A 14,214-nucleotide genomic window follows, 5' to 3' on the forward strand; every position below is an offset into this window, starting at 1 on the left:
AACATTGGGGCTTCGTCATGACAGTAATCGGTAAACAGCTTTTCAATGCAGGTGTTGCCTTGGTGCTGGGCGCCACCCTGCTCGGCCAGGCCATTGCCGGCGAGCAGTTGAAGACCATCAAGGACAAGGGTGTGATCAGCGTGGGCCTGGAAGGCACCTACCCACCCTTCAGCTTCGTCGATGCCGACGGCAAGCTGGCCGGCTTCGAGGTGGAGCTGTCCGAAGCCCTGGCCAAGGAACTGGGGGTCAAGGCCAAGCTGCAACCGACCAAATGGGACGGCATCCTCGCCGCCCTTGAATCCAAGCGCCTGGACGTGGTGGTCAACCAGGTGACCATCTCTGAAGAGCGCAAGAAAAAGTACGACTTCTCCGAGCCCTATACCGTTTCCGGTATTCAGGCGCTGACCCTGAAAAAGAACGAAGGCACGATCAAATCTGCCGCCGATCTGGCCGGCAAGAAGGTCGGTGTGGGCCTGGGCACCAACTACGAACAGTGGGTGAAATCGGCGGTACCGGACGCGGTAGTGCGCACCTACGATGATGACCCAAGCAAGTTCCAGGACCTGCGCGTCGGCCGTATCGATGCCATCCTGATCGACCGCCTGGCCGCACTGGAATACGCGAAAAAAGCCCAGGACACCGCCGTGGCAGGTGACGCCTTCTCGCGCCTGGAGTCCGGCATTGCCCTGCGCAAGGGCGAGCCCGAACTGCTCGACGCCATCAACAAGGCGTTGGACAAACTGCGCGCCGACGGCACCCTGGCCAAGTTGTCCGAGAAATACTTTGGCGCCGACGTGACTAAATGATCGAAGACAGCCTGCAGCTTGCCCTCGACAGCGTGCCCTTTCTGCTCAAGGGCGCGTACTACACCGTCATCCTCAGCCTGGGCGGAATGTTCTTCGGCCTGTTACTGGGCTTTGGCCTGGCGCTGATGCGCTTGTCGTCGTTCAAGCTGCTGAGCTGGACCGCACGGGTGTATGTGTCGTTCTTTCGCGGCACGCCGCTGCTGGTGCAGCTGTTCATGATCTACTACGGCCTGCCGCAGCTGGGGCTTGAGCTGGACCCGTTACCGGCAGCGCTGATCGGTTTCTCGCTGAACATGGCCGCCTACGCCTGTGAAATCCTGCGTGCCGCCATCGGCTCCATCGACCGTGGCCAGTGGGAGGCCGCCGCCAGTATCGGCATGACCCGTGGCCAGGCGATGCGCCGGGCGATCCTGCCCCAGGCAGCACGCACTGCTTTGCCGCCGCTTGGCAACAGCTTCATTTCGCTGGTCAAGGACACGGCCCTGGCCGCCACCATCCAGGTACCGGAGCTGTTCCGCCAGGCGCAACTCATCACCGCCCGCACCTTTGAAATCTTCACCATGTACCTTGCTGCCGCCCTGATCTACTGGGTGCTGGCCAGCGTTCTCGCCCACTTTCAGAACCGCCTTGAAGCGCGGGTCAACCGACACGACCAGGAGTCCTGAGGCATGATCGTGGTAGACCGACTGAGCAAGCAGTTCAACGGCCAGACCGTGCTGAACGACATCAGCCTGAAGGTAGAGGCCGGCGAAGTAATCGCCATCATCGGCCCCAGCGGCTCTGGCAAGACCACCTTCCTGCGCTGCCTGAACCTGCTGGAAACGCCCAGCAGCGGCCGCATTCAGGTCGGCGATGTACAAATCGATGCCAACCGCCCGCTCAGCCAGCAGCAAGGACTGATCCGCAAGCTGCGCCAGCAGGTCGGCTTCGTGTTCCAGAACTTCAACCTGTTCCCTCACCGCACGGCGCTGGAGAACGTCATCGAAGGCCCGCTGGTGGTCAAGAAGACGCCCCACGAGCAGGCAGTGACCCTGGGCCGGAAACTGCTGGCCAAGGTGGGCCTTGCCGGCAAGGAAGACGCCTACCCCCGCAAGCTTTCGGGTGGCCAGCAACAACGCGTGGCCATTGCCAGGGCCCTGGCCATGGAGCCCGAGGTCATCCTGTTCGACGAGCCCACCTCGGCACTGGACCCCGAGCTGGTCGGTGAAGTGCTGGCCACCATCCGCGGCCTTGCCGAAGAAAACCGCACCATGATCATCGTCACCCACGAAATGAGCTTCGCCCGCGATGTCGCCAACCGGGTGATCTTTTTCGACAAGGGCGTGATCGTCGAACAGGGTGACGCCAAGTCGCTGTTCGCCCACCCCCGTGAAGAGCGCACCCGTCAGTTCCTCGGCAAGTTCCTCGGCACCCAGAACACCGGGTACTGATCCCTCCCCTTCCCCCTCGTTGTGACCGCCCGCCGCTCTGGCCCGGGCGGTAGCAACACTTCTATGTATATTCCTATAAGTTAGTTTATTTAATTTTTATACACGATTAGGGTATATGCACCGGACCACCGGACCAGCGCATTTTTCGTCGGCGCCCTCGCGTCGACCTTCTCAATACGTGAGGTAGGTATGGTCAGGAACACAATCACCCCAGTGCGTAACGCCAGGGCATTGAGTGCAGCCAAGGAGCAGTACTGATGTCCAGTCTGGCAAACACACAAGTCCACAGTGATCTGGACAGCGCACCCTTGCTGTTGCCAGCCAACGTGCTGAGCAATGACGCCCAGGCCCTGCAGGCCGCCCATGAGCTGGCCGAAACCGCCCGCAGCCAGGCTGCCCGCCGCGACCAGCAACGCAAGCTGCCCTGGGCAGAAATCGAGCAGTTCACCCGCAGTGGCCTGGGCAGTATCTCCATTCCCCGTAGCCACGGCGGAGCACAGGTTTCGTTCGTCACCCTTGCCGAGGTGTTCCGCATCATCAGCGCCGCCGACCCGGCGCTGGGGCAGATTCCACAAAACCAGTTCGGCATTCTGCAACTGCTCAAAGGCGCCGCCAGCGAACGGCAGAAAGACCTGCTGTTCAAGTCGGTGCTCGACGGCTGGCGCATCGGTAACGCCGGCCCCGAGCGCGGCAGCAAGAACACCCTGGAACTCAAGGCGCGGATCACCCGCAAAGGCGATCACTCGGTGATCGACGGGCAAAAGTTCTATTCCACCGGCGCCCTGTTCGCCCACTGGGTAGCGGTCAAGGCACTCAACGACGAAGGCCGTCCGGTGATGGCCTTCGTTCGCCGCGGCACCCCGGGGCTGCGCATCGTCGATGACTGGTCCGGTTTCGGCCAGCGCACCACCGCCAGCGGCACCGTGCTGCTGGATCAGGTGCAGGTCGACAATGACCTGATCGTGGACATCTGGCGCCAGAGCGAGGTGCCGAACATCCAGGGTGCCGTCTCGCAACTGATCCAGGCCGCCATCGACGCCGGCATTGCCGAAGCGGCCGTGGCCGATGCCATTGCTTTTGTCCGCGAGCGGGCCCGGCCCTGGATCGACGCCAAGGTCGAGCGCGCCAGCGACGATCTCTACGTGATCGCCGACATCGGTCGCCTGCAGCTTGAACTGCACGCCGCCCAGGCCCTGTTGAACAAGGCGGCACGGACCCTCGATGAAGTCGACGCAGGCCCGGTGGACGCCGCCTCCGCCGCCCGTGCCTCGATTGCCGTGGCCGAGGCCAAGGTGCTGACCACCGAGATCGCCCTGCAGGCCAGCGAGAAGCTGTTCGAGCTGGCCGGCAGTCGCGCCACCCTCGCCGAGTTCAACCTCGACCGGCACTGGCGCAACGCCCGCGTTCACACCCTCCACGACCCGGTGCGCTGGAAATACCACGCCGTCGGCGCCTATCACCTCAACGGTACCTTGCCTGCCCGGCACGCCTGGATCTGACCAGACCACTGGAGCCCTGTTATGAGCCTTCTCCCCCAACCGCACGAAAACGTCGCGGTGATCCACACTGACGCCCAGGCGTTGGAAATTGCCGAACACCTGGCCGGCGAACTGCGCCGCGACAGCATCCTGCGCGACCGCGAACGGCGCTTGCCGCACCCTGAACTGGCCCTGTTTTCCCGCTCCGGCCTGTGGGCTATCAGCGTTCCCAAGGCCTTTGGCGGCGCCGGTGTCTCCAACGTCACCCTGGCCAAGGTGATCGCCCGTATCGCCCAGGCCGATGCCTCGCTGGGGCAGATCCCGCAGAACCATTTCTATGCCCTGGAAGTGCTGCGGGTGAACGGCAGCACCGCGCAACAGCAGCGCCTGTATGCCGAGGTACTGGCGGGCAAACGCTTTGGCAATGCCCTGGCCGAACTGGGCACCAAGACAGCCCACGACCGCACCACCGCCCTGAGCCGTGACGGCGACGCCTACCGCATCAACGGGCGCAAGTTCTACGCCACGGGCGCGCTCTACGCCCAGCGCATCCCCACCTCGGTGGTCGACGAGCACGGCGTGCAACAGCTGGTGTTCGTGCCGGCCGACAGTGCCGGGCTCAAGGTCATCGACGACTGGAGCGGCTTCGGCCAGCGCACCACCGGCAGCGGTTCGGTGGTGTTCGACAATGTCCGGGTGGCCGCCGACGATGTGGTGCCCTTCCAGAGTGCCTTCGAGCGTCCGACCCCGGTGGGCCCGCTGGCGCAGATCCTTCATGCGGCCATCGACACGGGTATCGCCCGCGCCGCCTACGAGGATGCCCTGCAGTTCGTGCGCACCCGTACCCGGCCCTGGATCGACTCCGGCATCGACAAGGCCAGCGAAGACCCGCTGACGCTGAAGTCGTTCGGTCACCTGGCGATCCGCCTGCACGCTGCCGAGGCATTGCTCGAACGCGCCGGCGAATTCCTCGACCGGGCCCAGGCCGAACCCAACGCCAGCACCGTGGCCGCCGCCTCCATCGCCGTGGCCGAAGCCCGGGCAATCAGCACCGACATTTCCCTGGCCGCCGGCAGCACCCTGTTCGAGCTTGCCGGCAGCCAGGCCACCCTCGCCGAGCACGGCCTGGACCGTCACTGGCGCAACGCCCGGGTGCATACCCTGCACGACCCGGTGCGCTGGAAGTACCACGCCATCGGCAACTACTACCTCAACGATGAAAACCCACCGCTGCGGGGGACCATCTGATGGCGAAGAAAAAGATCCTGCTCAATGCCTTCAACATGAACTGCATCGGGCACATCAACCATGGCCTGTGGACCCATCCACGGGACACCTCGACCCAGTACAAGACCCTCGAATACTGGACCGAGCTTGCCCAGTTGCTTGAACGCGGCCTGTTCGACGGGCTGTTCATCGCCGACATCGTCGGGGTCTACGACGTTTACCAGAACGGGGTGGAGGTGCCGCTCAAGGAGTCGATCCAGCTGCCGGTCAACGACCCGCTGCTGCTGGTCTCGGCCATGGCCGCCGTGACCCGGCACCTGGGCTTCGGCCTGACCGCCAACCTGACCTACGAGGCGCCCTACCTGTTCGCCCGCAAGCTCTCGACCCTCGACCACCTGAGCCGCGGCCGGGTGGGCTGGAACATCGTCACCGGCTACCTGGACAGCGCCGCCCGCGCCATGGGCCTGGAGCAACAGGCCGAACACGACCGCCGCTACGACCAGGCCGATGAGTACATGCAGGTGCTGTACAAACTGCTCGAAGGCAGCTGGGAAGACGGCGCCGTGGTCAACGACCGGCCGCAACGGGTCTACGCCCGGCCCGACAAAGTGCACAAGGTGCAGCACCAGGGCGAGTTCTACCGTGTCGAGGGTTATCACCTGTGCGAGCCGTCGCCACAACGCACCCCGGTGCTGTTCCAGGCCGGCAGCTCCGAGCGCGGCCTGGGCTTTGCCGGCAACCATGCCGAGTGCGTGTTCATCAGCGGCCAGACCAAGGAAGCGACCCGCGCCCAGGTCGACAAGGTGCGTGCTGCCGCCGTGGCGGCCGGGCGTGATCCGCACGCGATCAAGGTGTTCATGGGTCTGACCGTGATCGTCGCCCGCACCGAGGAGCAAGCCTGGGCCAAGCATGCCGAGTACCTGCGCTACGCCAGCCCCGAGGCCGGTGTCGCGCACTTTTCCAGCTCCACCGGCATCGACTTTTCCGCCTATGAGCTGGACGAGCCGATCCAGTACGTCAAAAGCAACGCGATCCAGTCGGCGACCAAAGCGCTGCAGAACAACGACTGGACCCGCCGCAAGCTGCTCGACCAGCACGCCCTGGGCGGACGCTACATCACCCTGGTGGGCTCGCCGACTCAGGTGGCCGACGCACTGGAAAGCTGGATCGCCGAAACCGGCCTGGACGGCTTCAACCTGACCCGCACGGTCACCCCGGAGAGCTACGTCGACTTCATCGACCTGGTGATCCCCGAACTGCAACGTCGCGGCGCCTACAAGACTGCGTACGAACCCGGCAGCCTGCGCGAAAAACTCTTCGCCAGCCAACAGCCCCACCTGCCCGCCGACCATCCCGGTGCCAGCTACCGCCACACCACCCCGACCGGAGCGCCACAGCATGCTTAAGACCTTCCTTGCCCGCCCCGTCGCGGCACTGGCCCTGACCCTTGGCCTGTTCAGCACCGCGCAGGCCGCCGATGCACCCTTGAAAGTCGGCACCACGGCCGCCTTCTCCATCCCGCTGGAAGCCGCCGTCGATGAGGCGAAAAAGCAGGGGCTGAAAGTGGAGCTGATCGAGTTCAGCGACTGGATCGCGCCGAACGTCAGCCTGGCCAGTGGCGACATCGACGTGAACTACTTCCAGCACATCCCCTTCCTGGAAAACGCCAAGGCCGCCGCCGGTTTTGACCTGGTGCCCTACGCGCCCGGGATCATCAACAATGTCGGCCTCTACTCGAAAAAGTACCCAAGCTTCGACGCGTTGCCCCAGGGTGCCAGCGTGGCCATCGCCAACGACCCGATCAACAGCGGCCGCGGCCTGCAGCTGCTGGCCAAGGCTGGCTTGATCACCCTCAAGCCGGGCGTCGGCTACAAGGCCACCGAAGAAGACATCATCGCCAACCCCAAGCAGTTGAAGATCCTCCAGGTTGAAGCGGTGCAACTGGTGCGCGCCTACGACGATGCCGATCTGGTCCAGGGTTACCCGGCCTACATCCGCCTGGCCAAGACCTTCGATGCCACGTCTGCGCTGCTGTTCGACGGCCTGGACCACAAGGAATACGTGATCCAGTTCGTGATCCGCCCGCAAACCAAGAATGATCCGCGCCTGGCCAAGTTCATCGACATCTACCAGCACTCGCCGGCAGTGCGCGCTGCGCTGGAAAAGGCCCACGGCAAGCTCTACCAACCCGGCTGGGAGAGCTGAGATGAGCGCTGCCACCGCCCCGCTTGCACCGCAGCGGCAAACTTTCGAGCCGCTGCAAAGCGCCCAGCAACGGGCCTTGCGCCCGGAGCTGGGCAACGCCCACGTGCGCTTTCTCGGCCTGGGCAAGACCTACCCCGGTCAATCTGCCCCGGCGCTGGAAGGCATTGACCTGAACATCCAGCGCGGCGAAATCTCCGGCATCATCGGCCGCAGCGGCGCGGGCAAGTCTTCGCTGATCCGCACCATCAACCGGCTTGAACAACCCAGTGCCGGACGGGTGCTGATCGACCAGGTGGATATCGGCGAATTTGATGAAGACCGCCTGGTGCGCCTGCGTCGGCGCATCGGCATGATCTTCCAGCACTTCAACCTGATGTCGGCCAAGACGGTGTGGCAGAACGTCGAGCTGCCGCTCAAGGTCGCTGGCGTCGCAAAAGCCGAGCGCCAGCGCAAGGTAGCCGAGCTGCTGGCGTTGGTCGGCCTTGAAGAAAAGCATCAGGTGTATCCGGCGCAGTTGTCCGGCGGGCAGAAGCAGCGGGTAGGGATTGCCCGGGCTCTGGTGCATGACCCGGATATTCTCCTGTGCGATGAAGCCACCTCGGCGCTCGACCCGGAAACCACGGCGTCGATCCTTGAGCTGCTGCGCGACATCAACCAGCGCCTGGGGCTGACCATCGTCCTGATTACCCACGAGATGGCGGTGATCCGCGACATCTGCCAGCGGGTGGTGGTGCTCGAACGCGGGCGCATCGTTGAACAGGGGGCGGTGTGGCAGGTGTTTGGCAATCCGCAGCATGAGGTCAGCAAGACCCTGCTCGCGCCCTTGCAGCCAGCGTTGCCAGCGACTCTGCAATCGCGCCTGCAGGCGCAGGCCAGCAATGCTGAGTCGGCGCTGGTGCTGAACCTCAAGGTCAGCGGCAGCGAACGCCAGGCGCCGGAGTTATCCACGCTGTTCAATCACCTGGGCGGCCGCATCAGCCTGCTGCAAGGCGGGATCGAACCCATCCAGGGCCGGCCGCTCGGGCAATTGGTGGTGTCGGTGGCGAACTCGCCGCACAGCCATGAACAGGTTATCGAACGCGCCCGCGCATGGGCCACGCAGGTGGAGGTATTGGGCTATGTGGACTGAACGACTGATCCAGGGCGTGCTCGACACCCTGCTGATGGTAGGCGTGTCATCGCTGATCGCCCTGCTGGCCGGCATACCGCTGGCGGTGATTTTGGTCACCAGCGGCAAGGGGGGGATTTTTGAAGCGCCCACCTTGAACCGGGTACTGGGCGCGTTCGTCAATTTGTTCCGCTCGATTCCGTTCTTGATCCTGATGGTCGCGCTGATCCCCTTCACCCGCCTGATCGTGGGCACCACCTATGGCGTCTGGGCGGCGGTGGTACCGCTGACCATCGCGGCCACCCCGTTCTTTGCCCGCATCGCCGAAGTCAGCCTGCGCGAGGTCGATCACGGCCTGATCGAAGCGGCGCAAGCCATGGGCTGCCGACGCTGGCACATCGTCTGGCACGTACTGCTGCCCGAGGCCCTGCCGGGTATCGTCGGCGGTTTCACCATTACCCTGGTGACCATGATCAACTCCTCGGCCATGGCCGGCGCCATTGGTGCGGGTGGGTTGGGCGACATCGCCTACCGCTATGGGTACCAGCGTTTCGACAGCCAGATCATGCTGACCGTGATCGTCATGCTGGTGGCGTTGGTGGCATTGATCCAGCTGGGCGGGGATCGCTTGGCCAAGGGTTTGAACAAGCGCTAGAAACATCGCGGGGCAAGCCCGCTCCTACCGTAGGAGCGGGCTTGCCCCGCGATCGGATCCTCAAGCCTGCTGCGGCTCGCGGATCTTGTACCAGGCCACATACAGCGCCGGCAGGAACAGCAGGGTCAGCAAGGTCGCAACGATGATCCCGCCGATCATGGCGTAGGCCATCGGCCCCCAGAACACTTCCCGGGCAATCGGGATCATCCCCAGGCTCGCCGCCGCGGCCGTCAGCAGGATCGGCCGACGACGGTGGTTGGTGGCCTGGAGCACCGCCGCCCAGGGCGAGAATCCCTGGGCCTCGTACTCGTCGATCTGGGTCACGAGGATCACCGAGTTGCGGATGATGATGCCGATCAGCGCGAGAATCCCGAGGATCGCCACAAAGCCCATGGGCGTGCCCGTCGGCACCAGCGCCAGCACCACCCCGATCAACCCCAGCGGCGCCACGCTGACCACCAGGAACAGCTTCTGCACGCTCTGCAGCTGGATCATCAGGAAGGTGCCCATCAAGAACAGCATCAGCGGGATGACTTTGGCGATCGGGCCCTGGGCCTTGCCGCTTTCTTCCACCGTACCGCCGGTTTCCACGTAGTAGCCCACCGGCAGCTTGCTGGCGAAGTCGTCGATCTGCGGCTTGAGCTCGGCCACCAGGTCCGTCGGCTGGATGTCACCGCGCACCGAGGCCTTGATGGTGATGGTCGGTTTGCGGTCGCGGCGCCACACCAGCGGTTGCTCCAGCTCGTAGCGCACAGTGGCGAACGCCAGCAACGGGATCGAGGTGCCGTTGGGGGTGACGATCTGCAGGTTCTGCAGGGTCTGCGGCGAACCCCGTTCGGAGTCTTCGGCACGGGCTACCACGTCGATCAGGTAGATGTTGTCGTTGACCTCGGTAATGGGTGCGCCGGTGACGATGCTGTTCATCACCTGGGCGACATCCTCGGACGACAGCCCGAGCTGGCGAGCCTTGTCCTGAGCGATCTCGACCCGCAGCACCTTGCCCGGCTCGTTCCAGTCGTAAATCATCTCGCCGATGTGGTCGTTGCGATCAAGCAGCGACGCCAGGGCAATGGCGTGCTTGCGTACTTCATCGATCTCCTTGCCACTGACCCGGTACTGTATCGGCCGCCCCACCGGCGGGCCCATCTCCAGCGACTGGACGTTGGTGCCAATGCCCACGAAGTCTTCACGCAGGCGGTCTTTCAACCGCGTCATCAACCCTTCGCGCTCTTTGAAGCCCTTGCTGACGATCACCAACTGGGCGTAGTACGGGTTCTGCAGTTGTTGGTCCAGAGGCAGGTAGAAACGAATCGCGCCCTGGCCGATGTAGGTACTCCAGCGCACGATGTCGGGGTCGCCTTTGAGCGTCGCTTCGAGCTTGTCGACCGCCTTGCGGGTTTCTTCGATCGAAGCGTTCTGCGGCAGGTTGAGGTCGACGAGGATCTCCGGACGGTCAGACGCCGGGAAGAACTGGTTCTGCACGAAGCGCATGCAGAACACCGCCAGCACAAACAGCAGCACCGTACCGATGATGGTCAGCCAGCGATTGCGCATGCACCACAACAGGCTGCCTTCAAACGCCTTGCCGACCCGGCCGGGCTCCTCGCTATGCGGCTTCACCTTGGTGCTGAGGATGTGCACGCCCAGTACCGGGGCAAACAGCACCGCCACCACCCAGGACACCAGCAACGCAGCGGCGATCACCGCAAACAGGGTGTAGGTGTACTCGCCTGCGGAGCTGCCGTTCAGGCCGATCGGGACAAAGCCCGCCACCGTCACCAGCGTGCCGGTGAGCATCGGGAAGGCGGTCGAGGTGTAGGCGAAGGTCGCCGCCTGCTCCTTGGTCTCGCCCATCTCCAGGCGCGTGACCATCACCTCCACGGTGATCATCGCATCGTCCACCAGCAAGCCCAGGGCAATGATCAAGGCACCCAGCGAGATCCGCTGCATGGTGATGCCGCTGTACTCCATGAAGATGAACACCATGGCCAGCACCAGCGGAATGGAACAGGCCACTACAAGCCCGGCGCGTACCCCAAGGCTGATGAAACTCACCACCAGTACGATGATGACCGCCTCGAACAGCGCACTGGTAAACCCGCCCACGGCCTCTTCGACCACGACCGCCTGGTCAGACACCGTGTGCACGCCAACGCCCACCGGCAATTCGGCGGTGACGCTTTGCATTTTCTTATGCAGGGTGGCACCGAAGACCTGAATGTTGCCGCCGGCTTTCATGCCGATGGCAAGGCCGATGGCGGGCTGGCCGTCGAAGCGGAACATCGGCGCCGGTGGATCGACATAACCACGCTCGATCTCGGCAATGTCCGCCAGGCGGAAGAAGCGGTCATTGATCCTCAGGTTGACCGTCTCAAGGTCTTTCTCGGAAGCGAACTGGCCAGTGGTTCGCACCGAAATCCGCTCGGGCCCCGCTTCGATGACCCCGGCCGGGGTTACCGCGTTCTGCGCCTGCAGGGCCTGCAGCACCTGGCGCTGGTCGATACCGAAGGAGGCCAGTTTGCGCGTGGAGAAGTTCAGGTAGAGCACTTCGTCCTGGGTGCCGATCATCTCGACCTTGCCCAGGTTGGGCACCTCGCGGATCTCGGCGCGCACCTGCTCGACGTAGTCACGCAACTGACGCATGGTCAGGCCATCGGCAGTAAAGGCATAGATCGAGCCGAATACATCACCGAATTCGTCGTTGAACGCCGGCCCCTGGATACCCTGGGGGAACTGGCCGCGGATGTCCTGGATCTTCTTGCGCACCTGGTACCAGATCTGCGGAATGTCCTCGGCCTTGGTGGTGTCGCGCAAGTTGACGTAGACCGTCGATTCACCCGGGCGGGTGTAGCTCTTCACATAATCGAGTGAATCCAGCTCCTCGAGCTTTTTCTCGATGCGGTCGGTGACCTGGTAGAGGGTTTCGTCTTGGGTCGCGCCCGGCCAGCGGGTCTGGATAACCATGGTCTTGATGGTGAACGAGGGGTCTTCTTCACGCCCCAGGTTCATGTACGAGAACACGCCCATCAGCAAGCCGACGAACATCAGGTACCAGACAAAGGATTGGTGCTTCAGCGCCCATTCCGAGAGGTTGAAGCTTCCTTTCATTGCGCGTCTTCCTCGTCGACGATGACCTTCTGGCCCGGTTTAAGACTGTTCACGCCTGCGGTCACCACCCGTTCCCCGGCTTGCACGCCGGAGGCCAGCACCACGGTGCCCGGCGTGCGTTCAAGCAACTTCACCTCACGGGTGGACACGGTTTTTTGCTGCGGATCGACTATCCATACGCGGGTCTGCCCATCGCTTTCCAGCAGGGCCGATGCCGGCAGCTCGCTGCGTGGCGATACGACAGAGGTCAAGGTGACGCTGATCGAGGTGCCCAGGTGGAAAGCGATTGGTGTATTGACCAGGGTAAGGCGAGCGCGCCGGGTACGGGTGGCGGCGTCAGCCTGGGGCTCAAGCTCACGCAGGGTGGCATTGGTGTTGATGCTCGGGGCCAGCTGCGAGGCCACCACGAATTTCAGATCAGGGGTCAACTGCTCGGCCAGGTAGGTGGGCAGGTCGATGACCGCTTCCTTGATTTCCGGTCGCGCCAGCGTGACCACCGCCTGACCGGCACTGACGGTCTGCCCGGCCTCGGCCTGCCAGTTGGTGACGACGGCAGCATGATCGGCGCGCAGCTCGCTGTAGCTGAGCTGGTCGCGGGCCTGAACCACAGCGGCCTGGGCTTGCTGCAGCGAAGCCCCGGTGGTTTTCAGGTCGGTCTGGGCAATGTCCAGCTGTGCCTGCGCACCCACGCCCCGGTCGAACAACTGTTGCTGGCGGCGGGCATTGGCCTGGGCGTTTATCCACAGGGCCTGCACCTTGGCCAGGTCGCCTTCGGCTGCTCGCAATTGGTTACGTTGATCGGTGGGGTCGAGGCTGGCGAGCACGTCACCCGGCTTGACCTGACTGCCGACATCCACCCAGCGTCGAGCAATGCGGCCGCCTACGCGAAAGCCCAGGGTGCTTTCATAGCGCGCCTGGATGGTGCCGGCAAAACGCCCCAGGCTTGCCTGCACCTGAGGCTGAACAATCATCGACAGCACCGGCCGCACCGGCTCAGGGGCGGCGGCTTCTTTGCCACAGCCAGCGAGCAACAGCACAACACCGCCTACAGCAAGGGTCATGACTTTCATTTCACCACCCCGATGTCCTTGAGCGGTGCGATCTCCACCTCCATGCCTGGGTTGAGCAACTGACCTCCTGCCACAACCACGGTTTCACCTTCCTTGAGGCCTTCACCCACCACAATCTTGCCCGTGAGATAACGCACAACCTTGACCTTTTTCAGGCTGACCTTGTTGCCCTCACCCACCAGCCAGACGGCAGGCTCATGCAGATCCTTGGTCAAGGCCGACCAGGGTAGTTCGATGCTTGGCTTGCCCTGGACGTTGCCGGTGGCGGTAACCGGCGAACCCAGCTCCATGCCCGCCGGCACATTTTGCAGCGCCACCTTCACTTGCACCGTACCGCTTTGCGACGAGACCGTCGGGGTGACTTCACGCACATGGCCCTGGGCCTGGATTTTCGGGTTGTCGACCAGGCTCACGGTAATCGGGAGGTCGGTAGCCGGCGCCAACAACAAGGCTTCATAGACGTTGAACACCGCATCGCGGTCGCCATCGCGGGCCAGGCCGAAGATCGGCACCGTGGCCTGCACCACCTGGCCCACTTCAGCCTGGCGATCCGTAATGACTCCATCTGCTTCGGCTACAAGGGCGGTGTAGCTCAGTTGTTCGCGGGCATTGGCCAACTGCGCCTGGGCCGCCTTCAGGGCACTCTGGTTGCTGAGCAATTGGGCCTGGGCCGAGTCGTACTCGCTCTGGCTGGTATACCCCTTGGGCAATAGCTTTTGCTGACGGACAAACGCGGCGCTCGCTTGCGTCACCCGCGCCTGCGCGGCGAACACTTCGGCCTTGGCCGAGTCGACGTTGGCCTGCAGGTCTTTGGGATCGAGCCGGGCCAGTACCTGATTGGCTTTGACATGATCGCCCACATCAACGCTACGGGAGATGATCTTGCCGCCCACGCGGAAAGAGAGATCGGTTTGCACCCGCGCCTGAATGTCGCCGGTCAGGGTCACGGAAGCAGCGAAATCACCGGGTTCTACACGCTGAACGCCGACTCTGGGCATTTCGGCTTCAGCGGCTTTTTTCTCACCGCATCCACCCAGCACGAGCAATGTTCCCAGGCTGACGATCAATACAGGACGCAACACCGTCATGCAGGCTCCTTGCATGTGCCAATTCGATATAGAGATGCG

The 14,214-nt window shown here is 63.5% G+C and carries 12 protein-coding genes; 9 read left to right on the forward strand and 3 right to left on the reverse strand.

The features are described 5' to 3' along the window. Positions 1 to 17: 17 nt before the first annotated feature. The 9 genes from tcyJ to U9R80_RS26025 all read left to right on the forward strand — a co-directional run bounded on the left by tcyJ (position 18) and on the right by U9R80_RS26025 (position 8,909). A complete protein-coding gene (gene tcyJ, locus U9R80_RS25985; protein WP_301838686.1) occupies positions 18 to 806 on the forward strand; it encodes a cystine ABC transporter substrate-binding protein in 789 nt (262 codons plus the stop codon). Then, complete coding sequence (tcyL, locus tag U9R80_RS25990) at positions 806 to 1,471, forward strand: cystine ABC transporter permease (RefSeq protein WP_274117573.1); 666 nt, start codon at positions 806 to 808, stop codon at positions 1,469 to 1,471. Before tcyJ ends, tcyL begins: the two co-directional genes overlap by 1 nt. Before the next feature lie 3 nt (positions 1,472 to 1,474). Next, complete coding sequence (tcyN, locus tag U9R80_RS25995; protein WP_301838688.1) at positions 1,475 to 2,236, forward strand: L-cystine ABC transporter ATP-binding protein TcyN; 762 nt, start codon at positions 1,475 to 1,477, stop codon at positions 2,234 to 2,236. 257 nt (positions 2,237 to 2,493) lie between these two features. Next, the gene (locus U9R80_RS26000) at positions 2,494 to 3,735 is read left to right on the forward strand and encodes an SfnB family sulfur acquisition oxidoreductase (protein WP_301838689.1); all 1,242 of its coding nucleotides are present in this window, start codon (positions 2,494 to 2,496) and stop codon (positions 3,733 to 3,735) included. A 21-nt stretch (positions 3,736 to 3,756) separates the two neighbouring features. Beyond that, entirely contained in the window at positions 3,757 to 4,962 is a 1,206-nt protein-coding gene (locus tag U9R80_RS26005; protein ID WP_301838690.1) for an SfnB family sulfur acquisition oxidoreductase, read from the forward strand. Next, complete coding sequence (locus U9R80_RS26010) at positions 4,962 to 6,347, forward strand: LLM class flavin-dependent oxidoreductase (RefSeq protein WP_301838691.1); 1,386 nt, start codon at positions 4,962 to 4,964, stop codon at positions 6,345 to 6,347. Before U9R80_RS26005 ends, U9R80_RS26010 begins: the two co-directional genes overlap by 1 nt. After that, positions 6,340 to 7,146 (forward strand): MetQ/NlpA family ABC transporter substrate-binding protein, encoded by an 807-nt coding sequence (locus U9R80_RS26015; RefSeq protein ID WP_301838692.1) that lies wholly within the window; start codon positions 6,340 to 6,342, stop codon positions 7,144 to 7,146. Before U9R80_RS26010 ends, U9R80_RS26015 begins: the two co-directional genes overlap by 8 nt. 1 nt (position 7,147) lies before the next feature. After that, positions 7,148 to 8,275 carry a methionine ABC transporter ATP-binding protein gene (locus U9R80_RS26020; protein ID WP_301838693.1) on the forward strand — a complete coding sequence of 376 codons (1,128 nt, stop codon included), beginning with the start codon at positions 7,148 to 7,150 and terminating at the stop codon, positions 8,273 to 8,275. After that, entirely contained in the window at positions 8,265 to 8,909 is a 645-nt protein-coding gene (locus tag U9R80_RS26025) for a methionine ABC transporter permease (RefSeq protein ID WP_301838694.1), read from the forward strand. The genes U9R80_RS26020 and U9R80_RS26025 overlap by 11 nt, the downstream gene beginning before the upstream one ends. 60 nt (positions 8,910 to 8,969) lie before the next feature. On the opposite strand, the gene U9R80_RS26030 is transcribed toward U9R80_RS26025, so the two are convergent. From U9R80_RS26030 to U9R80_RS26040, 3 genes are read right to left on the reverse strand one after another with little or no spacing between them, the layout of a single operon-like run. Beyond that, positions 8,970 to 12,017 (reverse strand): efflux RND transporter permease subunit, encoded by a 3,048-nt coding sequence (locus U9R80_RS26030; RefSeq protein WP_301838695.1) that lies wholly within the window; start codon positions 12,015 to 12,017, stop codon positions 8,970 to 8,972. Then, on the reverse strand, positions 12,014 to 13,087 hold the full coding sequence (locus tag U9R80_RS26035; protein ID WP_301838696.1) for an efflux RND transporter periplasmic adaptor subunit: 1,074 nt from the start codon (positions 13,085 to 13,087) through the stop codon (positions 12,014 to 12,016). The genes U9R80_RS26030 and U9R80_RS26035 overlap by 4 nt, the downstream gene beginning before the upstream one ends. Beyond that, positions 13,084 to 14,175 (reverse strand): efflux RND transporter periplasmic adaptor subunit, encoded by a 1,092-nt coding sequence (locus tag U9R80_RS26040; RefSeq protein WP_301838698.1) that lies wholly within the window; start codon positions 14,173 to 14,175, stop codon positions 13,084 to 13,086. Before U9R80_RS26040 ends, U9R80_RS26035 begins: the two co-directional genes overlap by 4 nt. Positions 14,176 to 14,214: the final 39 nt, after the last annotated feature.

This window comes from Pseudomonas sp. JQ170C (assembly GCF_035581345.1).
In the GTDB taxonomy this organism is placed as follows: domain Bacteria; phylum Pseudomonadota; class Gammaproteobacteria; order Pseudomonadales; family Pseudomonadaceae; genus Aquipseudomonas.

Coding starts and splice junctions, on each gene's coding strand:
- tcyJ (WP_301838686.1), top strand. CDS start 18: ATGACAGTAATCGGTAAACAGCTTTTCAATGCAGGTGTTGCCTTGGTG.
- U9R80_RS26000 (WP_301838689.1), top strand. CDS start 2,494: ATGTCCAGTCTGGCAAACACACAAGTCCACAGTGATCTGGACAGCGCA.
- U9R80_RS26040 (WP_301838698.1), bottom strand. CDS start 14,175: ATGACGGTGTTGCGTCCTGTATTGATCGTCAGCCTGGGAACATTGCTC.
- tcyN (WP_301838688.1), top strand. CDS start 1,475: ATGATCGTGGTAGACCGACTGAGCAAGCAGTTCAACGGCCAGACCGTG.
- U9R80_RS26025 (WP_301838694.1), top strand. CDS start 8,265: ATGTGGACTGAACGACTGATCCAGGGCGTGCTCGACACCCTGCTGATG.
- U9R80_RS26010 (WP_301838691.1), top strand. CDS start 4,962: ATGGCGAAGAAAAAGATCCTGCTCAATGCCTTCAACATGAACTGCATC.
- U9R80_RS26030 (WP_301838695.1), bottom strand. CDS start 12,017: ATGAAAGGAAGCTTCAACCTCTCGGAATGGGCGCTGAAGCACCAATCC.
- U9R80_RS26015 (WP_301838692.1), top strand. CDS start 6,340: ATGCTTAAGACCTTCCTTGCCCGCCCCGTCGCGGCACTGGCCCTGACC.
- U9R80_RS26035 (WP_301838696.1), bottom strand. CDS start 13,087: ATGAAAGTCATGACCCTTGCTGTAGGCGGTGTTGTGCTGTTGCTCGCT.
- U9R80_RS26005 (WP_301838690.1), top strand. CDS start 3,757: ATGAGCCTTCTCCCCCAACCGCACGAAAACGTCGCGGTGATCCACACT.
- U9R80_RS26020 (WP_301838693.1), top strand. CDS start 7,148: ATGAGCGCTGCCACCGCCCCGCTTGCACCGCAGCGGCAAACTTTCGAG.